We start from the raw sequence: 20,774 nt of genomic DNA, 5'->3' as shown, positions 1-20,774 counted from the left end.
TCCACACTCCCGCGACATGCGACCCGTTATTGAAGGTAGACCTCGATGTAGGAACGGGAGCGCAGATCCCGTATTATCTCCTTTATCGCCCCGATGCTCCTTTTGCTCACCATCTCCTCATTGATTGCCCCCTTCACGTCCTCAAACGGCATGTACTCTCCTCCCTGCCGTTCCGCCACCTGGATGAAGGCGACCCTGTCCTTTACGATCGTCGACCGGGAGGTCTCCCCTCCGGAAAGGCTTGCAACCTCGTCCTTGAGCTCCCCGCTCAGGTCGTCCACCGACACCGGACCCAGGACAGAGGATTTCACGGGAATGCCCCTGCTCTGCAAAAAATCCCTCACCTCCTCCAGTTTGCCCCCGTGCTCGACAATTTCATCGGCACCGGAGACGATCTCGCGAAACCGGATCAGCTCATCCCGCTCCTCGGGCAACTGGAGGGGAAACGAGAGCATGGTGAGCATAACCTTGAAGTCCCGCTTGAAGCGATCCCGGTTTTCGAGGTAGAAATGCTTCGCCTCCTCATCGGTAACCAGCACCTCCTTGCCCTTCAGGGCACGGATAACCCGGCTCTTTTCCATCTCCTGGCGGAGGTTCTGCCTGTATGCCCCAAGGGTTATGCCTTCGCGCCCGAGGACCTGCTCAAAATCCTCCTCGGTGAACCCGTTTTCATCCAGGATCCGCTGTATCACGCCGTCAAGATCTTGCTTCTTCACCCTGTCCCCGAGCTTTTCGAGCTCGAAGCTTATCAGCTTGGCGTCGATGAATGCATTGGTGAGGCCTTTCAGCTTCTCCCTGGAGCGCTCTTTGCTCAGGAACTCTTCGGCGTCCCCCTCTGATATCCGCAACCGGTGGGCCACGAACTCTCTGAATTCTGAGTAGGTCACCGCGTTGCCGTTGATATTGATGAAAACCCCATCGATGACCTTGGCTGCCAGCTCAGCGCCCGCAGCGAGCGCAGCGAGGGTAAGGAGCATCGCGCATATCCTCTTCATCATCGGTCCCCCTTTCCCACCCCTTCCAGCTTTCCGAGGGCCGCCTCGTTTATCTTTATCGTGGACTCGTTGTACTTTTGCTGCAGCCATTTCGAGAGGAATTCCTCCCTTTTCTGCATCGAGATCTTCCCTTTTATCTCCTCTATTGCCTCCTCCTTTCTCTTCACGTGCTTTTCCTGGACATCTCGCACCCGGAAAAAAGCGTAGGAGCTCGGGAGCTTCACGATCCTGGAAACCCCCTGTGCCTCGAGAGACGTCACTTCATTCACGTAGTCCTTGCCGATCCTCCGCTCCGAGAGATAACCGAGGTCGTAAATGGTGGCGGGAAGGGAGGCGCTGTTTAAAATTTCTGCATCTTTCGAGCCATCGCTGTTCTGGACGAGCTCCCGGGCCCTTTCCGCATCGTCTTTGGAAATAAATACGTACTCGATGAGGTACCACCTCTTCGGCACGACGACTTTCTTTCTCAGGGTGATCTTGTTGTTCGCCAGGTATCGGTAGAGCTCCTTCTGCGTTGCGGGAGTTGCCCTGTCCTTGATGATCTCCGATGCCTTCTTGATGAGCAGGGTCTGCTTCAGCTTTTCCTTCCAGACCTTCTCATCGATTCCCTCTTTCAGCAGCAGTTTTCCGAATGTCCCCTCGGGATAGTCGCCCTTTATCTGCATGATCTCCTGATCGACCTCACCTTCGTCGACGTCGACGCCCATCTTCTTCGCCTCCTCAATGATGAGCGCCTTGCGGATGAGGCGCTGAAGGGCCTTGACGATCTCTTCCCTCGTCGCCCCCTCGACGTCGAGGGTCGAAGAAAACCCCCTTACTTCCAGGATCTCGTTCGCAAGATCCCGCTGGGTTATGTTTCCACCATCCACCGTGGCCACAACGACCTCTTTCACCTTCTTGCCGGCCTGATTGTCCGACAGGCCGCTGCAGCCGGAGACAAGAAGGGCGCTGAGGATACCCGCAAGGGCGCGTTTCACGCGTATGGTTTTCGTCATGTACAATCCCACATCTCCCCTTTCCACCCGGTAACGGTCATGGTTATAATCTTAGCGGTCTCCGCGCGGGTTCGCAATTCCCCGTCCGAAAAACCCGCCCTCCAGCTTGTCCCCGCCCAGGACCGCATTCATGTCGGAAACCAGGCGATCCCAGTTCGTCCCGTCAAATTCCGTCCGGACCACCAGGATCCCGCGGCGGTCAAAACCGTACTTCTCCCCCTTTCTCGCGACGAGTCCCGCAATGTGGTTCCGGTCAATGGCTGCGTCCGCATCGAAGGAGACATGGATTCTCCCTTCGCTGGCCTTGAGCTCCCTTACGCCCTCCCGCGAGAGGAGGGATCGCAGCCGGGCAATCCGCAGCAGGTTGAAAACCGGTTCGGGAAGCGCACCGAACCTGTCGGTAAGCTCGAGGAAGACCTCGTCGTAATCTTCATCAGAGCGGACCAGGGCGATCTTCCGGTAAAAATCGAGCTTCCGCTGGGGGTCGTGAATGTACTCATCGGGTATGAACACGGGCACGCCGAGCTCCGCATCGGGCAGCGCCTTCCTGCCCGGTGATTTTCCCTTCAGCCTGGCCACCGCATCTTCGAGGAACCGGAGGTACATCTCGTAGCCCACGTGCTGGATGTGCCCGGACTGGCTTGGCCCGATAATGTCACCCCCTCCCCTTATGTCGAGGTCGTAGGAGGCTATCTGAAACCCCGAACCAAGCTCGGACAGCTCCTCGATGGCCGAGAGCCGCGCAACGGCCTCCGGGGAAAGGGCTTTTCTCGGCGGCACGATCAGGTAGGCATACGCCCTTCTCCGGTCCCGGCCTATCCTCCCCCGGAGCTGGTAGAGCTGGGCGAGGCCGAAGGTGTGGGACCGGTCGACGATCATCGTGTTGGCCCTCGGGATATCGAGGCCCGACTCGACGATCGCCGTGCAGAGCAGCACATCCACCCCGCCTCCGTAGAACCGCCTCATCACCCCTTTCAATGCATCCTCGCCCATCTGGCCGTGGGCCACCTCTATCCTTGCCTCGGGAAAGAGCTCCCGGAGAAACCGCTCCGTCTTCCCGATGGTCTGGATCCTGTTGTGGATGTAATATACCTGGCCGCCGCGCCGAAGCTCCCTTCCGATGCCCTCCCTGATAATCTCTTCGGAGAACTCCACCACAAATGTGCGGACGGACAACCTCTCCTTCGGCGGCGTCTGGATAATGCTTATGTCCTTTATCCCGGAGAGGGCAATGTGGAACGTGCGCGGAATGGGGGTCGCAGAAAGGGTCAGAACATCCACGGTGGTCCGCATCTTCTTCAACTTCTCCTTGTGCATCACCCCGAACTTCTGCTCTTCATCGATGACGAGCAGGCCAAGGTCCCGGAAAATCACGTCGCCCTGCAGGAGCCGGTGGGTTCCTATGAGGATGTCGAGCCTGCCGCCTGCAAGCTCCTGCAGTATCGTCCTCTGTTCCTTGCTCTTCACAAACCTGCTCAACGAGGCAACTCTCACGGGAAAGTTCTCGAACCTCTCCCGGAACGTCTTGAAGTGCTGCTGTGCCAGCACCGTCGTGGGGCAGAGGACCGCGACCTGCTTGCCCGCCATCACGGCCAGGAACGCCGCCCGGAGCCCCACCTCCGTCTTTCCATACCCCACGTCTCCACAGACCAGCCTGTCCATGGGGCGGGAGTTCGTCATGTTTTCGATGACCTCGCCTATCGCCCTCTCCTGGTCCGGCGTCTCCTCGAACTCGAAGCCGGCGGCAAACTCCTCGAAGGCGGCGTCGGGCGGATCGCAGGCGAACCCCTCGGATGCCTCTCTCTCTGCGTGGATGGAGAGAAGCTCTGCGGCCACCTGCTCCACCTTCTCCCGGACCCTGCGCTTTGCCAGCTCCCACCGCCGCGCTCCAAGACGGTCGAGCTTCAGGCCCTTTCCGTCGCCGCCGACATACTTCTGGATCAGGTCCAGCCGGTACGTGGGCAGATAGAGCAGATCACCCCCGTCATACTCGATAACCGCAAATTCTACGGTATTACCCCCCACTTTCATGGTTTTAAGGCCGGCAAAAAGCCCGATTCCGTAGTCATCATGAACCACATAATCCTCTTTTCTGAGCGAAAGAAGCCCGATTCTTTCTTTTTCCGGGTCAGATGGCTTATAATCCCTATAATAGGTACGTTTTCCCCAGATATCATGGTCTGTGATGACTAAAATTGCCCCTTTATTGCTGATAAATCCACTTTTCATCCCTGACGTGGCAAGGGCCACGCCCTGCCACGCGGAGAATCCGCCCCGCCCGTCTTCGATGGTGGACAGGGGATGTACCCCGTTCTCCTCCATGATCCTTCTCATCACGTCGAGCCGGTAGGGGCTGGGTACCACGATACAGCAACGCATCCCCTTTTTCCGGGACTTCTGAATAAGGGATAAGGCGCCCTTGAGCTGGAGGGGGGACCTTCGGGGATGTGATGGGCCCCCCGGGGAAGAGATGTCGATGCCGAACAGCTCTCTCTCCGCGGGCCTGTTGAAAAAATTGTCTATGAGGGTCAGGGTCTGGCCCTTCGCCTTCGCTCCGGCGCCGTCCCCCTCGGAAAAAAGCTCCTCCGGTGCGGGCAGGCCTTCCTCCCCCTTGCGAAAAATGTCCCTCGCGAGGGCTGCCAGGAACTGCTGCCGCTTCTTCACCTCGGCGTAATCATATATGACGACGTGGGGCGGGCCTTTAAAATAGTCGAGGGCTGCGCCCCTTTTTCCGTAAATGCGGGGCATGAAAAACTCTATGCCGGGAAACCTGACCCCCGCGCTCAAAAAATCTTCCACCCCGCCGGGCAGGGGGTCCTCCGTCAAGGGGCGGTCGTTCACGGGCCAGACGATTTCAGAGGCGGGATAGAGGGTGATCGCATCGGCACTCTTAACCGTCCTCTGCGACGAGGGGTCGAACAGCCGGATGGATTCGATCACGTCACCGGCAAACTCCAGGCGGACGGGGAGCTTGACGGCCGGCGAAAACACATCGACTATGCCCCCCCTGACGGCAAAGTCTCCCGGGTCCGAAACTTCGGGGATCCGCTGGAACCCGGCGCCAACAAGCCACCCGAGGAGCGCTTCCCTGTCCAGGATCGTACCCCTCTCCACGCCGAACCGCATATTCCGAAGCTGTGTCGGTGGTGCCGTGAATGCAGAGAATGCCTCCGCCGTCGACACCAGCAGGCGGCACCGTCCCTCCATGACCGCGAAGAGGGTCTCGATGCGCCTGGCCACGATGTTGGGGTCGGGCGATGATGCCTCGTAGGGATTGAGCTCGTAGTGGGAGAGCATGTGGGCATGCCCGCTTCCCAGGAACGTCTCGGCGCATACGAGGGCTTCCTCTCCCTCCCTCTTCCCGGGAACGACGAGAACCGCCCGATCGCCCCCCTTGCCTATGCGCTGGCAAAGGGCGTAGACGATGCCCGAGAGCGGGGCCATCCTCACATACGTTACCCCCGCCGCATTTCCCACCGCGCTCTGCATATTTCGGGCTGTTTTACCCGGCTGATCGGCCATAACGGTACTTAAGAGTCTCTCGGCACCCCGAGCATCGCATCGAGGGCTTTTTTCGCCGGCACCCGGATTTCCTCGGGGACGGTGATGATATTCTTCATTCCCTCCAGGCACTCGATGATGTCATCTATCGTTGTCAGCTTCATGTTCGGACAGATGAGCACCTCGGACGCCAGATAGAACTCCTTGTCGGGATTTTCCTTCCTGAGCCTGTAGAGAATGCCCATCTCCGTGCCGATGATGAACTTCTTCGCCGCCGACTCCCTGCAGTATGTATACATGCCCGACGTGGAACAGACGTGGTCTGCCATCTCCACCACGTCCGGCCTGCACTCGGGATGCACCACCACGAAGGCGTCGGGGTGGGCCTCCTTCATTTTCCGCACCTCTTCCGCAGTCAACCTGTCGTGGGTCGGACAGTAGCCGTCCCACCACTCCAGTTTTCTCCCCGACTTTTTTTCCACATAGAGGGCGAGATTCTTGTCGGGCACCATGAAGATCTTCCTGTCTTCCGGAATGTGCCTGACTACCGAAATGGCGTTTGCCGAGGTGCAGCATATATCGGTGTAGGCTTTCACTTCCGCCGTCGAGTTCACGTAGGTGACGACCACGTGCTCCCTGTTGCTCTCCCGAAACTCCCTGAGATCATCTCCCGTGACCATATCGGCCATCGGGCACCCCGCCTCGATCCTGGGGAGGATCACCTTCTTGTCCGGAGAGAGGATAGCGGCGCTCTCCGCCATGAAGTGGACGCCGCAGAAAACGATAACCTCGGCGTCGGACCTGGCCGCCTCCATGCTGAGACCGAGGGAGTCGCCGGTCACGTCAGCGATTTCCTGGACCTCGTCACGCTGATAATTGTGCGCAAGGAGGAGCCCGTTTCTCTCGTGCAGAAGCTCCCGTACCCTGCCGACCTTCTCCTTCAGATCCTCCATCTTCACCCTTCCTCTTCTTTCTCCAGCTTCAGGGATCTCCCCAGGAGCTCTTTCACCGCGGCCCCGGGTTTTTTCCCCTCATATAATATATGATACACCTGTTCTGCTATCGGCATCTCCACCCGTGCTTTTTTTCTCATCTCATGGAGCGAAACAGACGTCTTCACCCCCTCGGCGACCATCAGCATCCCGCTCAGGATTTCCCGGGCGCTCTCCCCCCGGCCCAGGCGGAGCCCGAAGGTCCTGTTCCTGCTCAGGTCACCCGTACAGGTGAGAATGAGATCGCCGAGGCCCGCCAGCCCGTTGAACGTCTCCCGGGAAGCCCCGAAGGCCACGCCGAGCCGCTTCATCTCCACGAGCCCCCTCGTGATGATCGCAGCCCGCGCATTCAGGCCGAACCCGAGCCCATCGGCAATTCCCGTTGCGATGGCAATGACGTTCTTGGCGGCCCCCCCGAGCTCTACCCCGACGACATCATCGTTTCCATAAAGCCGGAAATGGGGCGTGCTCAGCTTTTTCTGGAGAATCCGCGTGGTATCGAGGCTCGCCGAGGCGATGGTCGCAGCAGCGGGTTTAAAGCCCGCGACCTCCCGGGCAAAGGTGGGGCCCGAGAGCACCGAGACCCGCCTCCCCTGCTCCTCTGGAAGCTCTTCCACGAGTATCTCGCTCACCCGTTTCAGGGTTTCCGTCTCGACCCCCTTCGAGAGAGAGACGGGAATCTGCCCTTTCTCCATGTACCGGCTCGCCCGAGCCGCCACCTGGCGGGCAAAGAGGGAGGGAACGCAAAAAAGGACGATTTCGGCCCCTCCGATCACCTCTGCAAGGTCATAAGAGGGGGCCACGTTCGGGGGAATGCGAAAACCCGGCAGGAAAAGGGCGTTTTCGCCCGTATCCCGTATGGTATCGAGATTTACATCATGGTGGGCCCAGAGCGAGATCTGCTTGAACTTCACGCTCAGCGCGATGGCAACGGCCGTTCCCCAGGATCCGGCCCCGAGAATCGCTATCTTTTCCCCGCCTTCACTCCTCATCCCCGTATTCATAGAACAGACCCTTATAGTCAGCCCCCTCCCTCAGGTACTCTACCGCCTCCCTGAGGGACTCCCGCGCCAGTGCCTCGATGAACGGGTGATGGGTAAAGGAGACATTTCCCCCCTCGCCAATATTGAGGGCCGCACAGAGGGCCATCCTCACGTGCTTGGCTGACCTGCCCCCCTGCTGCATCAGTTCCGCCGTGAACAGGAGCCTCTCCCTGATGATATCACGCAGGGGATACAGGCACTCCCTTATGTACTGCTTCAAAAGGCTCCTTTTCTTCGGGTCATCCGCGTATGGTTTCTCCGGCGCCGGATCCTTCGCGAGCTCCTCGGCGTACTCGAAGGTCCTCTTCGACGTGAGGATCCACTCGGAACACTCGGGCAGGGAAATGAGGTGGGCGCTCTTCTCGAGAAGGGCCAGGTTCTCCCTGACGTCCTCCAGGCTCAGGCCCCTGATCAGGTGTTCGTGCTCCTGCGGATACACATCTTCCGCGTCCAGGATCTGCTCCCGGAGGTGCATCTCGGCAGGGTAGAGCCCCTCGTTTTTCTCCGTGAGGAACATCCCGTGCCGGATGAGGCGCAGCCCGTACTCGAAGGGAACTTCGAGGGAGCTGCGGGCTCGCACAAAACCCGATACGATGCTGTCGAAGGCTTTCCGGGAGGTCTTGAAATTCCCGTAACACTCCACGATGCCGTATGACCTGTTTACCTGGAAGATGCTCATGGCGAGGGATCTTTTCCTCTCATCGTAAAAGCGGGAAACGGTGACGGTGAACTCGTCCATCCCGTCCGCCCGGCTCACCACGACCCGGTAGATAGGCCCCTGGGGAAAACGGTAGAACCTCCTCTCCTTTTTCACGCCCAGAAGCTCCAGCCTCCGCACGGAGCGCACGGCCTGCATCTTCACCTCCGGGCTCCGGGTGCGCTTTATCAGCCGCCGGAGGGCTGAGAGGGCCATGCCATCCCTGATCCTGCCGAGCTCACGTGCGGCGTGAAGGGCAACGGACGAGTTATACGCCGAGGCGATGATGAAAAGGATGAACACCGAGCGGGTGCTCTTGGTCGAGGCGATTCTCCGAATGATGTTCTGCTGGAGGTCGAAGCCCAGGTATTGGAACTCCTCGAGAAAGTTCTCCAGGAGATTCTCGTCCCGGATCGTGAGATCGACGAAACTTTCCGTCATAACCCTCAGGTCACCCGAAACCCCTCCGAGGAGGGTATCCGATATATCGACGTCGAAATTGTGCAGCACGTTGAGTATCTGCGCCCGGAAGGATTGTGACAGCTTCCTCGTCAGGAGCATCTTCAAAAGAGGCGCAACGAAACTGGAGTTCTGGAGACACTCGATCACGTAGGTGAGGCGGCTGAAGCTCTCCTCGTCTTCTGCACAGTCGAGCTCCCGAAGAAGCGGCCGGACGGCACTGTCGCCGAAGCGCACCATGTCGCCCGCGATCTCCTCGAGCCGGTCCGCGGAAATGTCGTTTTCCACGACCAGGCGTATCAGATCCTCCAGTTTTGCCTTCTGGGTGAAGCGGTAAACATTACCGCCCATCAGCGTCGCCCCCTGAGTCGTTTGCCGGGAATTTTGATCCGGGAGATGGGTACCTTGCTCTGAAGAACCTTTATCTGCTCCGCCAGGATGCCCCTTTCCGGCGTGGAGTAGCGATCGATTATCGCCGTGAGATAATTCGCCGCCTCGCTTTTGCCGTGCTTCTCCTGAAGCGCTTCCGCGTAACCGATCTCCGCCCTCGCTGCAAACCGGGTGTTCCGGTAATCGCAGAGAAAGTTCTTGAACGTCAGGAGCGCCTCATCGATGAGCCCGTCGGCCAGGCAGGACATGCCGTAGAGGTAGTGCGCCTCCGCTGCGTGAGGGGAATCAGGATAGGTGAGTATGAGCTCCCGGAGATACTTCCGCTGCCGGGTGAAATTTTCCGTGCTCTCGAGGCAGCGTGCCATGAGAATCAGGACGTGATCCCTCTCGCTGAAGCCGGGGTAGTTCTGGTACAGCCTCTCCAGCAGCTCCTGGCTCGCCACGGGGTCCTGCCTCCGCTCCTTCAATATCTCGGCCTTCTTCATAAGGGCCACGGGGGCAAGTGAGGACTGGGAATAGTTGTAGAGGAGCAGGTCGTACATCTCGATCGCCGCTTCGAAGTCCCGCTCGACGAAGGCGAAAATATCGGCGATCTTCTCCGTTGCGCCCGGCGCAAAGCGCGACTGGGGGTACATATCCAGGAGCGTGGTGTAGATCTCCTTTGCCCTGTCCCATTTTCCCTGGCTGGCGCTCGCACCGGCTTCATCGTAGAGCCTCTTTGCCGGTTCCGCACAGCCCGCGCACAGGGCAAGGAGAACGGCGCAGGCAAATCCTCTCAGCGCTCTAGGCGTCATTCCTCTTTCTCCGCAAGTCGGTCTATCGCCTTCAGCCTGTCCTCCTCCTCCATCTCCATCAGTCTCACTCCCTGGGTATTCCTGCCGACCACACGCACCTCATTTACCCTTATTCGGATGATTTTCCCCTTATCTGAAATCAGCATGAGGTTGTCGTCATCGCTAACGAATATCGAGCCGATCACGTGTCCCGTCTTTCCCGTCACCCTCAGGGTGATTATACCCTTTCCTCCCCTGGACTGCTTCCGGTAGTCGCTCTCCGGCGTGCGCTTCCCGTATCCGAGCTCGGTAACGGTCATGATCGTCCCGCCCCCTCTGACGATCTTCATGCTCACCACGATGTCATCCTTGCCCAGATTCACCGCCTTGACGCCCGTGGCCTGCCTCCCCATCCCCCGAACGTCCTTCTCGCTGAATCGTATGGAAAGCCCCCTGCGGGTAGAGAGAATTACCTCGTCCTCTCCCGATGATATCGCCGCCTCGATCAGCCGGTCCTCGTCCCTCAGCGATATGGCGATGATACCCGTGCTCCGGGGCCGGCTGAAATCCATCATGTCCGTCTTTTTGATCAGGCCCCGCTCCGTGGCCATGATGATGTAGTTCCCCGGCTCGAATTCCCGGACGGGAAGAACGGCCGTTATGTTCTCACCCGGCTGAAGGCGGAGGAGATTGACAATAGCCCTTCCCTTTGCCGTGCGCGACGCTTCCGGGATCTCGTGGACCTTGCGCCAGTAGACTCTTCCCCGGTCACTGAAGAACAGAAGATAGGAGTGCATGGTGGCAATGAAGAGTTTCGACACAAAGTCCTCGGCACGGGTGGCCATCCCGATCTTGCCGCGCCCTCCGCGCCTCTGGGCCCGGTAGAAGCTGATGGGGTTTCTCTTTATGTAGTCACTGTGGGAAACGGTTACCACCATCTCCTCATCGACGATCAGGTCCTCTATGCCCAGATCCTCCGTCTCTTCGATGATCTGGGATTTTCTCTCGTCGCCGTACATCTCCCGCACCTCGATGAGCTCATCGGCGATGACTTTCATCATTACTTTCTCGTCTGCCAGTACCGCCTCGAGGGTCGTGATCGTTTTCTTGATCTCGGCGTACTCATCCTTTATTTTCTGCCTCTCGAGGCCCGTCAACCGCTGGAGCCTCATCTCGAGAATGGCCCCCGCCTGTTTGTCTGAGAGGGAAAATCTCTCCATCAGGCCGACCCTGGCCACTTTGGGGTCTTTCGACTTTTTGATGAGTTCGATAACTGCGTCCAGGTTGGCCAGGGCGATCAGCAACCCCTCCAGGATATGCGCCCTTCCCCTCGCCTTTTCGAGGTCAAAGAGCGTTCTGCGTGTTACGATCTCCTTTCTGTAGAGGATGAATTCCGAGAGGAGCTCTTTCAGGGCGAAGGTCTTCGGCTGGTTGTTTGCTATGGCCAGGAACTGGATCCCGAAACTGGTCTGCATCTGGGTGTTCTTGTAGAGCTTGTTCAGGACCACCTCGGGGATGGAGTCCTTTTTGAGCTCGAAGACGATCCTCGTCCCCTCCTTGTCCGACTCGTCCCTGATATCGGAAATTTCCTCGATCTGCCTGTTTTTCACGAGATCGGCAACCTTTTCGATGAGCCGTGCCTTGTTTACCTGATAGGGGATTTCCGACACGATGATGCTCACCCGGTCCCCCCTCTTGGCCTGCTCCATGTAGGCGCGGGCCCGGATCGTGACCGACCCCCTCCCGGTCCTGTACGCCTCCCTGATCCCCTCCGTGCCGTAGATGATGGCGCCCGTGGGAAAATCGGGGCCCCGCACGAACTGCATCATCTCCTCATTGGCGATGTGGGGGTTCGCGATGAGCGCGACGAGCGCGTCGATCACCTCGCTCAGATTGTGTGGCGGGATGCTCGTCGCCATCCCCACGGCAATGCCGGTTGCACCGTTGACGATCAGGTTCGGAATCCTGGCGGGCAGGACCGTCGGTTCATCCAGGGACCCGTCGTAATTGGGGACTTTATCGACCGTTTCCTTCTCTATATCGCGCAGAAGCTCGCCCGCTATCTTCTGAAGGCGGACCTCCGTGTACCGCATCGCGGCAGGAGCGTCACCGTCGACGGAGCCGAAGTTCCCCTGTCCGTCAACGAGGGGATACCTGAGGGAAAAGTCCTGAACCATCCTCACAAGGGCATCGTACACGGCAGTGTCCCCGTGGGGGTGAAACTTCCCGATCACGTCCCCGACGATCCGTGCCGACTTCTTGTACGGCTTGTTCCAGTCGTTGCCGAGCTCGTTCATGGCGAAAAGTATGCGCCGGTGGACGGGCTTGAGGCCATCCCGCACGTCAGGGAGCGCTCTCCCCACGATGACGCTCATGGCGTAATCCAGGTAGGAGCGCTTCATCTCGTCTTCGATAGTCACCGAATGTATGTTTTTTCCCGGCTCCATGGGACAAACTCCCTGTCTTGGTTCCTGTTAACGGTTGGCCAACGTGTAATTATTAAATATCGAGGTGGGAAACTTCAAGGGCATTTTTCTCTATGAATTCCCTTCGCGGCTCCACCCTGTCCCCCATGAGAATGGTGAATATCTCGTCGGAGTAGATCGCATCCTCCACGGTGACCTTCTTCAGGACCCGCGTCTCGGGATTCATCGTCGTTTCCCAGAGCTGGTCGGGATTCATCTCGCCCAGGCCTTTGTACCGCTGGACGTAGACTCCCTTCTTTCCCTGCTCCGTGACGAGACGTAAAAGCTCCAGGTAGTCGGCGATCTCCCTTTCGTCGCCGTTTGCGCTCACCAGAAAGGGCAGCTCGGCCGTGTTTTTCAGCGAGATCCCCAGCGACTTCATCTCCTTGAAATCGCTCGAGTCAACGAAGCGGTGGTCGATCCTGCAGGACCGCACTATCCCTTTCTCCTTGAGGGAAACCCATGCAAAATAACTCCCGTTTCCCTCCTCCTCGTCCACTTGGAAAGAGAAGTCCGTGATCTGCAATGCCGGTGCGGCAAGGATATCCCCCATTTTTTTGAAATAGCCCTTGAGGAAGGCGCGGTCTTCCATCCTGCCCGCATCGAGGCTGCCGTCGAGGGCAAGCTGCTTGACGAACTCCTCGGTGTACCCTTTGCGCCCTTTCCTCTCGATGAGGCTCTTGAAACGGCCAATCCTTTTTGAAAAGGTAAGCAGCCGTGCGCCGATTATCGGGCTGCTGTGGTTCCGTATGATTTTGACCCCCTCCTTGCCGTTGTCGATCAGGTACTCCTCCAGGTCCTCGTCGTCCTGAAGGTACCTGCTCGCCTTCCCCTTCTTGACGCCGTACAGGGGCGGCTGCGCAATGAAGAGGTGGCCCCGCTCGAGCATCTCCTTCATCTGCCGGTAGAAGAAGGTCAGGAGGAGAGTCCTGATGTGCGCCCCGTCGACATCGGCATCGGTCATGAGGATGATCTTACCGTAGCGCAGTTTCGACGGGTCGTACTCGTCCTTTCCGATCCCCGTTCCAAGTGCCGTGATGAGCGTCCGTATCTCCTGCGATGAGAGCATCTTGTCGAACCGGGCCTTCTCCACGTTCAGGATCTTTCCCTTCAGGGGGAGTATGGCCTGGAAACGCCTGTCCCGGGCCTGCTTGGCGCTTCCGCCCGCCGAGTCACCCTCCACGATGAAGAGCTCGCAGAGAAGAGGGTCTTTTTCCTGGCAGTCAGCGAGTTTTCCCGGGAGCGTCGAAAAATCGAGGGCCCCCTTTCTCCTGGTGAGCTCCTTCGCCTTCCGTGCCGCCTCCCTGGCCCGTGCCGCCTCGGTCCCCTTTTCCACGATCTTTTTCGCGACAGACGGGTTCTCCTCGAAGAAGTTGATCAGCCCGTCGTAAACCAGGGAGTCCACAACCCCCTTCACCTCGCTGTTTCCGAGCTTCGTCTTGGTCTGCCCTTCGAACTGCGGTTCGGGGACCTTTACGCTGATGACCGCGGTAAGCCCCTCCCGGACATCGTCCCCCTGCAGGTTTTCCTTTACCCCTTTCAAGAGGTTCCTGCTGTTTGCGTAATTGTTTATCTGGCGGGTCAGGGCGCTGCGGAACCCCACCAGGTGTGAGCCCCCTTCGTGGGTGCGAATGTTGTTGGCGAAGGACAACACCGTTTCCTGGTACGAGTCGTTGTACTGGAGGGCGACCTCCACGATGGTGTTTTCCCGATCACCCAGGATGTAGATGGGTTTCGGGAAGAGGGCGCTCCTGTTTCTGTTCAGGTGCTGAACGAAGGCTCTGATCCCGCCCTTGTAGTAGAACTCGTCCGACTTTCCCGTTCGCTCGTCGGATACGAATATCTTCAGCCCCGCGTTGAGAAATGACAGTTCCCGGAGCCTCCCCGCGATGGTGTCGTAGGAGAAGTCCACTTCCGGAAATATCTGCCCATCGGGCAGGAAGGTTACCCGCGTGCCGCGCTTTTTCGTTGTGCCGGAAATTTCCAGGTCCGTCTCGGGGCGGCCGCGCGAAAATTTCTGCTCGTAGCGCTTTCCCTCCCGCTTCACCTCGAGCACCAGCCATTCCGAGAGGGCGTTCACCACGGACACGCCGACTCCGTGCAGCCCCCCGGACACCTTGTAGGTGGAGCCGTCGAACTTCCCGCCCGAGTGAAGGGTCGTCAGGACAACCGTGGCGGCCGAGCGGTTTTCCTCCTTGTGCACCTCAACGGGGATGCCCCGGCCGTTGTCCTCCACCAGGACGGAGTTGTCCGGGTGTATGACCACGCTTATCTGGTTGCAGTGCCCCGCTACCGCCTCATCCACGCTGTTGTCGACGACCTCGTACACGAGCTGATGGAGCCCGTAGGAGTCGGTGCTCCCGATGTACATGGACGGTCTCTTGCGCACCGCCTCGAGGCCCTTCAAAACCTTTATCTTGTCGGCCGTGTATAAACTTTCCTTTATGTTTCCACCATTTTCGGAAGAATCCGTCTTTTCCATACGGCTTTGCACCCCCGCCTCAACGGCATTTTCTTAAAACCAATCTATTTTACTACAGAATGCTTCCCTTTTGAACCTTTAAAGCTCTCACTTCGCGAGAAAATCCTTCGCGGATAAGGGTCGCGTCGGTCGTTGTCACGATGGTCTGAAATCCCAGCTTCTCTATCATATTAAGGAGCCTCCTTCTCCTCCCGGGGTCTATCTCGGAGGTTATGTCGTCGAGCAGCATGACCGGGCTCCGGCCGGAAAGATCATGGAGGAGAAGCGCCTGGGAAAGCCTGAAGGCAACGGCAATGACCCTCTTTTTTCCCTGTGAGGCAAAGAGCCTCCCGTCCTCGCCGTCCACCAGCACAGAAAAGTCATCTCTGTGAGGGCCGTAGGTCGATGCGCCTCTCTCTATGTCCCGGGCCCTCGAGCGCGCAAACTCCTGCTCGTCGAAGGCTATTTTTCCCTCCAGGCGCACCCGGCCCTCACCGTCAATCGCTTCGTAGCAGGACTGAAAGTGCCCCTCTATCTTCTGGAGCGCTTCCCTCCTGCGCGAGGACAGCTCCATGGAAAGGCGGCTCATCTCCCTGTCGAAGGGCTCGAGGGTGGACTCTTCCGCCCGCCCCTCCCGGATGAGGAAGAGGAGCCTGTTGCGCTGCCGCAGGCACTGCAGGTAGGCCATGAGGACATCGAGGTGAAGGGGCTTTCCCATTGCGGCGCTCTGGTCGATAAGCCGTCTTCTGCCCGGGGGTGGGCCGAAGAGCTCCCTGATATCCTCCGGCACGAAGGCGACGCTGTAGAGGCCTCCCACGTACTCCCTGAAGCTCGCCGCCCTCTTGTTCTGCCGCAGCGCGGTGACCCGTTCGCCCCGCTTCAGGAAAACGCTGAGATCCTCGCCATCCCTGCCGCTTCTCACTTTCCCGGTTATCCGGGACTCCCTCTCGCCATGCCGGACGAGCTGGGCAACGCCGCCGCGCCGAAGGGGGCGCAGGTAGGAGAGAAAGTAGATCGACTCGAGGATGTTCGTCTTCCCGCCCCCGTTTTCACCCCAGAGGACGGTTATCCCCCGCTGAAGGTTTATCCCCTGGGACCCGATGTTCCGAAAGTTCTCGAGCTCGAGGTAAGACAGAAACATTCCCTACACGGCCGTCCTGATGGGCATCACGACGGCTACGAAGTCATCCCTCCCCTCGGGTCTGAAAAGAACCGGTGACAGCTCGTTCGATATGTCTATGACGAGATTCTCCCCCCCCGACGCTGCGGTCACGTCGAGGAGATACCGCGCGTTGAAACCAATCCTCAGCCCATCACCCTCCAGCTTCACATCGATGTAGTCGCTCGCTTCACCGTAATCGGGGCTCACAGAGGACACTTCCATCTCGGTTCCCTCGAGGCTGAGGATAACGGATTTCAGCTTTTCCGTTGCTATCACCGATACCCTTCGGAGCACTTCGCTGAATTTCTCACGGTCCACCACGGCCTTCCTCGAAAACGCACCGGGTATCACTTCCCGGTACACGGGGAACTCTGCGCCGATGAGCCGGATTGTTATCTCCGATCCATCCAGGCTGCCGCTGAGAAAGTTCTCTCCCACGCTGACAGACACGTCCCCTGCGATCTCGTCTATCATCTTCCGGAGCTCGCCAACACCCTTCCTCGGAACGATGATCCCCTCTCTGAGCCTCTCCGGCAAACCGTCGACCCTCTCCTCGACGTAGGCGAGCCGGTGCCCGTCGGTAGCGACGAGGCGGAGCTTTTCTCCTTCCCCCGTGTCTACCTTTTCGAAGAACACCCCCGACACCTCGATACGCGTGTCTTCCGTCGACGTGAAGCTTATCACCCTGTCTATCATGAACTTCAGAACCGCGGCCTGGATCGTAAACGACTCTCCCTCCTCCTTTCCGGGGAGATCGGGAAACTCCTTCACCGGCAGGCCGGCGATCTTGAACTTGCTCTTTCCCGAAACTACCTCCACAAATCCGTTTTCCAGAAGTTTCACCGTAACCGTCTCGGTGGGAAGCACCCGCACCACATCGAGAAGTTTTCGCGTCGGTATCAGGTATCCCCCCTCTTTCTTTACATCTGCTTCGCAAAAGTCACGAATGATGATGTCCAGATCCGTTGCCGTTACATTTACCCGGTTTTTGCTCGTTTCCAGGTTGAAGTGTGAAAGGACAGGAATGGCATGACGCTTCTCCGAAACACCCTGAAGCCTGGCGAGAAGCTTTTCAATAGCCTGTTTGCTGATGATCAACTCCATGTTATCCACCCCTCTCTCTTTTGGTATTAAGTATATTTATAAATTCAATAGTAGTAGTAAGGGCTGTGAAATTGTGAACAGGTGTCCAACTGGTCGTTCTTTTGGATGAATTTTGTTATCACCGCTGTTGAATACCGTACCTGTTTATACCACATCTTGCAAGATTTGCATTGCCTGATCTTTTATCCACAGAAAAGGGGATACTATAAACAGGCTTGTTCACAGCATTTCCACTCCGGAGTATCAGGAACTCTTCAGGAGGTTGATTAGATTGTCGACGATCTGCTGGGTCTGCGGGTCCTCGGCTATCCTGCTCTCTATCTTCTTCACGGCGTGGATAACCGTCGAGTGGTCCCTCCCTCCAAACTTCTGGCCGATCTCGGGCAGCGAGAGGTTGGTGAACTGGCGCATCAGGTACATGCCAATCTGACGCGGGTGGGTGATTACCTTGTGTTTCCTGCTCGACTTGAGGTCCGACATCTTCGTCTGGAAGAAGCTCGCAACGACCTTCATGATCAGGTCGGGGGATATGTTCCTGTCTCCCTCCGGGAGCATGCTGGAGAGGACCTCCTTGGAGAGATTCAGCGTTATGTCCCTGTTTGCGAGGGAAGAGTATGCGTGGAGCCTCTTCAGCGATCCTTCGAGTTCCCTGATGTTTGATTTCACGGACGATGCGAGGAAGAAAGCAACGTCGTCGGGAAGCGCGATGCGGAGCATCTCGGCTTTCTTCTTGAGGATCGCGACTTTCGTCTCTACGTCGGGAAGCTGTATATCGGCGATGAGCCCCCACTCGAAGCGGGAGCGCAGCCGCTCTTCGAGATCCTGTATGTCTTTTGGGAGGTTGTCCGATGTGACCACGATCTGCTTGTTGGAGTTGTAGAGGTCGTTGAAGGTGTGGAAGAACTCCTCCTGCGTCCGCTCTTTACCGGCAATGAACTGAACGTCGTCAATGAGGAGTATGTCGACGCTCCTGAACTTCTCCCGGAAGAGATCTATCTTCTGAAAGCGAATCGATGTGATGAGCTCGTTGGTGAACTTCTCCGAGCTCATGAAGCATACCTTCCCGGTCGGGTTGTTATTGAGCGCGTGGTTCCCGATGGCGTTTAACAGGTGCGTTTTTCCCAGGCCCACGCCACCGTAGATAAAGAGCGGGTTGTAGTGCCTTGCCGGGTTCGTCGCGACGGCCAGGCAGGCCGCATTGGCGAACTGATTGCTGTGCCCGACGACGAAGTTTTCAAAGGTATACTGGGGGTTGAGAATGGTGGAGACCCGGTCTCTTGCCGGTTCGGGGGGATGCGGTGTCAGCGGCCGACCATCGAAGATGGCGTTGCCGTTCTCCTCCCAGTCGTTTGCGATGAACCGCACGGAGATTTCGCTGCCGGCAACACGGGAAGCCGTGGCAAGGAACTGCTCCAGGTAGTTTTCCTCGATCCACTCGCGGAAGAACCGATGGGGCGCTTCCATCAAGAGGCTCTTATTCTCGAAGGCAACATATCGCAGGGGCCTGAACCATGTGTCCACGACCTGATCTGAGAGGTTTTTCTCGAGCTCCAGCAGTATGTCTTCCCAAAACTTCAAAAACGCACCTTTTCACTCCCTAACAAGGCAATAATCGGTTCAATTCAAGGACACTAGATTCTCGCAGGGATAAAAGTTATTAACAGGCTTGTCCACATCTGTGGATAAGTCTGCAAGCCCCTGTGTTTTAAGCGAAAAAGACCCCTCCCCAAAATAAAACAGCCAAAAAAACGCTCTGCGGCAAATATGTTCCCTTAAGAGGTAGGTTAACCCTTGATTCTCACAACGAAGTAGTTGGAAGATTAGCACAGGGAAGGGGGGTTTTCAAGAAGAAAGTAAAAAAATATTTCTCCCTCCCGCCCGGCGTGGGAAGAGAAGGGGGGCTGTATTTGTTGTTGACTTTTGTGATAAAGGAAAAATAGACTATATCACTTGGTCGAGTTCTGATAGCGAGGTGAGAGATGAAGCGGACGTACCAGCCCTCCAACCTGAGAATGCACAGGAAACACGGCTTCAGAAAGAGAATGTCAACAGCGGGGGGGAGACGAATTCTGAGACGAAGGAGAGCCAAGGGAAGAAAACGGCTCGCTGCGGTTGCCGGCGGGAAGCAATAGAAAGTAGATGGCAAAGCTATTTGGTTTTGGCAGGGAAGAGCGATTACGAAGGCCCTCCGAATTCAAGAAGGTGCTCTCGTCAGGCAGGAGGATTGTTACCCACCACTTCATTTTTTACGTATATCGAAAGGATGAGGGAAAAAGGAGGCTCGGCATTTCCATCAGCCGCAGAGTAGGAGGGGCGGCAAGAAGGAGCAGAATCAAGCGGCTACTCAGGGAAACCTTCCGCCTGGAAAAGGCGGGCCTTCCCGAGGGCATTGACATGGTGGCAATCGTGAAGGACTTAAAGGGCATTCGCGGCCTGGAGGATGTGGCGGGAGAGTTTCGGGCGGCTCTGGGATCGCTTGACGGTGAGGACGATGCCTGATATGACGGGCAGAGCCATAATCGGGGCGGTGCGGGCGTACAGGAGGATTCTCTCACCGATGCTGCCCCGGTGTTGCAGGTATTATCCCACCTGCTCTGAATACATGATCGAGGCGGTTTTGCTTAACGGGTCGATCATCGGCCTTTTGCAGGGAGTAGCCAGGATTCTCCGGTGCAGCCCCCTCTTTCCCGGCGGAGTCGATTTCCCCAAGAACATCAGAAGAAAGGTTTGGAAATGGTCAAGAGAACGCTATTAGCGATGGTGCTGTCTCTCGCGGTTCTGTTTGCCTTTCAGATGTACATGCAGAAGCAGCAGAAGCGAAGCCCCGGAGAACCAGAGCAGGTGGAAGAGGTGAAGCCTCCCGAAACGGGGGCCCTGGTGAAACCGCCGGGGGAACAGATACAAGAGGTGCCGGAGAAGCCGAGGGTCGACACGGGTGCGCTGAGACCCGCAGAAAAGAAGGCGCCCCGATCTATCAAGGTGGAGACTCCCCGCTACCGGGCCCTGCTGCGTACCAGCGGCGGGGGGTTCGAGCACTTCGACCTCAAAAAGTACCGCGATAGCCCCGGCAAAGAGGGGGTACCGGTGAATATCGTCGGGGAGGGAAGCCTAAGGCCCCTGCCCTTTGATATGTTGCTGGGCAACTTCAGCCCCCCCCTGCCCGCCGACTTCGTTTTTCAGGCCGACAAGCAATCCCTGGATATCGTCCAGGAGGAGAAGGGAGCGCTCACCCTCACCTGGAGCTCCCGCGAGGGATTCAAGATCCAACGGACCTACACATTTTACCGGGACTCCTACCTGGTCGATATGGTGACGGAATATCACAACACAACCCCCTACAGCATGCAGGTTGTCCCGGGCCTGGAGATCTCACAGGTCTACAGTGGGGCGCTGGCGGGAGACCGGTATTCCTTCAAGGGGCTCGTGGCGCAAATCGGCACGGACGTCAAGAGGTTCACCATAAAGAAGATAAGCAAGGGGAAGGGCCCCAAGACCTATGCCAACTGGGTGGCCGTGGACAGCAAGTACTTTACCATGGGGTGCATTCCCGATGAGCCGGCGAAGGTTATCGAGGCCAACCCGATAGGCGAGGAGGGCCTCCACGTAACGGTCGCGCGAGACAAAAGAGAGATAAAGCCGGGCGAAAGGCTGATATTTTCCATAAAAGGGTATTTGGGTCCAAAAAACAGCGCAGCGCTCAAGGCTGTTGGCAACAACTTCGACGAGGTCCTCGATTA

General features: G+C 57.7%; 16 protein-coding genes. 4 read left to right on the top strand and 12 right to left on the bottom strand.

Features of this window, described 5'->3' with window-relative positions:
• Positions 1–26 precede the first annotated feature (26 nt).
• The 12 genes from GTN70_00305 to dnaA form a co-directional block, all read right to left on the bottom strand.
• Positions 27–995 carry a hypothetical protein gene (locus GTN70_00305; protein NIO15445.1) on the bottom strand — a complete coding sequence of 323 codons (969 nt, stop codon included), beginning with the start codon at positions 993–995 and terminating at the stop codon, positions 27–29.
• Positions 995–1,990, bottom strand: coding sequence for a hypothetical protein (locus GTN70_00300; GenBank protein ID NIO15444.1), 996 nt, complete (start codon positions 1,988–1,990; stop codon positions 995–997). Before GTN70_00300 ends, GTN70_00305 begins: the two co-directional genes overlap by 1 nt.
• A 51-nt stretch (positions 1,991–2,041) precedes the next feature.
• Positions 2,042–5,467: a transcription-repair coupling factor gene (gene mfd, locus GTN70_00295; GenBank protein NIO15443.1), complete on the bottom strand. Its 3,426-nt coding sequence runs from the start codon at positions 5,465–5,467 to the stop codon at positions 2,042–2,044.
• A 53-nt stretch (positions 5,468–5,520) separates the two neighbouring features.
• Positions 5,521–6,450 (bottom strand): quinolinate synthase NadA, encoded by a 930-nt coding sequence (gene nadA / locus GTN70_00290; GenBank protein ID NIO15442.1) that lies wholly within the window; start codon positions 6,448–6,450, stop codon positions 5,521–5,523.
• Positions 6,447–7,487 (bottom strand): NAD(P)H-dependent glycerol-3-phosphate dehydrogenase, encoded by a 1,041-nt coding sequence (locus tag GTN70_00285; GenBank protein ID NIO15441.1) that lies wholly within the window; start codon positions 7,485–7,487, stop codon positions 6,447–6,449. The genes nadA and GTN70_00285 overlap by 4 nt, the downstream gene beginning before the upstream one ends.
• Positions 7,465–9,033 (bottom strand): hypothetical protein, encoded by a 1,569-nt coding sequence (locus GTN70_00280; GenBank protein NIO15440.1) that lies wholly within the window; start codon positions 9,031–9,033, stop codon positions 7,465–7,467. The genes GTN70_00285 and GTN70_00280 overlap by 23 nt, the downstream gene beginning before the upstream one ends.
• The gene (locus GTN70_00275) at positions 9,033–9,866 is read right to left on the bottom strand and encodes a tetratricopeptide repeat protein (protein NIO15439.1); all 834 of its coding nucleotides are present in this window, start codon (positions 9,864–9,866) and stop codon (positions 9,033–9,035) included. Before GTN70_00275 ends, GTN70_00280 begins: the two co-directional genes overlap by 1 nt.
• On the bottom strand, positions 9,863–12,292 hold the full coding sequence (gyrA, locus tag GTN70_00270; GenBank protein ID NIO15438.1) for a DNA gyrase subunit A: 2,430 nt from the start codon (positions 12,290–12,292) through the stop codon (positions 9,863–9,865). Before gyrA ends, GTN70_00275 begins: the two co-directional genes overlap by 4 nt.
• Before the next feature lie 52 nt (positions 12,293–12,344).
• Positions 12,345–14,792: a DNA topoisomerase (ATP-hydrolyzing) subunit B gene (gene gyrB / locus GTN70_00265; protein ID NIO15437.1), complete on the bottom strand. Its 2,448-nt coding sequence runs from the start codon at positions 14,790–14,792 to the stop codon at positions 12,345–12,347.
• A 52-nt stretch (positions 14,793–14,844) separates the two neighbouring features.
• On the bottom strand, positions 14,845–15,912 hold the full coding sequence (gene recF, locus GTN70_00260) for a DNA replication and repair protein RecF (protein ID NIO15436.1): 1,068 nt from the start codon (positions 15,910–15,912) through the stop codon (positions 14,845–14,847).
• 3 nt (positions 15,913–15,915) lie between these two features.
• Positions 15,916–17,037, bottom strand: a complete 1,122-nt coding sequence (gene dnaN / locus GTN70_00255; protein ID NIO15435.1) for a DNA polymerase III subunit beta — start codon at positions 17,035–17,037, stop codon at positions 15,916–15,918.
• Between the two features lie 243 nt (positions 17,038–17,280).
• Positions 17,281–18,615, bottom strand: coding sequence for a chromosomal replication initiator protein DnaA (dnaA, locus tag GTN70_00250; GenBank protein NIO15434.1), 1,335 nt, complete (start codon positions 18,613–18,615; stop codon positions 17,281–17,283).
• A gap of 401 nt (positions 18,616–19,016) precedes the next feature.
• Here dnaA and rpmH point away from each other — a divergent pair, with 401 nt between their 5' ends.
• The 4 genes from rpmH to yidC all read left to right on the top strand — a co-directional run.
• Positions 19,017–19,169: a 50S ribosomal protein L34 gene (gene rpmH, locus GTN70_00245; GenBank protein ID NIO15433.1), complete on the top strand. Its 153-nt coding sequence runs from the start codon at positions 19,017–19,019 to the stop codon at positions 19,167–19,169.
• 7 nt (positions 19,170–19,176) lie between these two features.
• On the top strand, positions 19,177–19,536 hold the full coding sequence (gene rnpA, locus GTN70_00240) for a ribonuclease P protein component (GenBank protein ID NIO15432.1): 360 nt from the start codon (positions 19,177–19,179) through the stop codon (positions 19,534–19,536).
• A gap of 1 nt (position 19,537) precedes the next feature.
• A complete protein-coding gene (yidD, locus tag GTN70_00235; GenBank protein ID NIO15431.1) occupies positions 19,538–19,792 on the top strand; it encodes a membrane protein insertion efficiency factor YidD in 255 nt (84 codons plus the stop codon).
• A partial coding sequence (gene yidC / locus GTN70_00230; protein ID NIO15430.1) for a membrane protein insertase YidC occupies positions 19,771–20,774 on the top strand: 1,004 nt, incomplete at its 3' end. The genes yidD and yidC, both read left to right, overlap by 22 nt.

Source organism: Deltaproteobacteria bacterium (assembly GCA_011773515.1).
Lineage (GTDB): Bacteria > Desulfobacterota > Deferrimicrobia > J040 > J040 > WVXK01.
This window is presented reverse-complemented; position numbering and strand designations above follow the sequence as displayed.

Excerpts from the sequence above, each read along its gene's own strand:
- GTN70_00305 (NIO15445.1), bottom strand. The coding sequence starts at position 995 with ATGAAGAGGATATGCGCGATGCTCCTTACCCTCGCTGCGCTCGCTGCG.
- GTN70_00300 (NIO15444.1), bottom strand. The coding sequence starts at position 1,990 with ATGACGAAAACCATACGCGTGAAACGCGCCCTTGCGGGTATCCTCAGC.
- GTN70_00285 (NIO15441.1), bottom strand. The coding sequence starts at position 7,487 with ATGAATACGGGGATGAGGAGTGAAGGCGGGGAAAAGATAGCGATTCTC.
- GTN70_00280 (NIO15440.1), bottom strand. The coding sequence starts at position 9,033 with ATGGGCGGTAATGTTTACCGCTTCACCCAGAAGGCAAAACTGGAGGAT.
- GTN70_00275 (NIO15439.1), bottom strand. The coding sequence starts at position 9,866 with ATGACGCCTAGAGCGCTGAGAGGATTTGCCTGCGCCGTTCTCCTTGCC.
- gyrA (NIO15438.1), bottom strand. The coding sequence starts at position 12,292 with ATGGAGCCGGGAAAAAACATACATTCGGTGACTATCGAAGACGAGATG.
- gyrB (NIO15437.1), bottom strand. The coding sequence starts at position 14,792 with ATGGAAAAGACGGATTCTTCCGAAAATGGTGGAAACATAAAGGAAAGT.
- recF (NIO15436.1), bottom strand. The coding sequence starts at position 15,912 with ATGTTTCTGTCTTACCTCGAGCTCGAGAACTTTCGGAACATCGGGTCC.
- dnaN (NIO15435.1), bottom strand. The coding sequence starts at position 17,037 with ATGGAGTTGATCATCAGCAAACAGGCTATTGAAAAGCTTCTCGCCAGG.
- rpmH (NIO15433.1), top strand. The coding sequence starts at position 19,017 with ATGAAGCGGACGTACCAGCCCTCCAACCTGAGAATGCACAGGAAACAC.
- rnpA (NIO15432.1), top strand. The coding sequence starts at position 19,177 with ATGGCAAAGCTATTTGGTTTTGGCAGGGAAGAGCGATTACGAAGGCCC.
- yidD (NIO15431.1), top strand. The coding sequence starts at position 19,538 with ATGACGGGCAGAGCCATAATCGGGGCGGTGCGGGCGTACAGGAGGATT.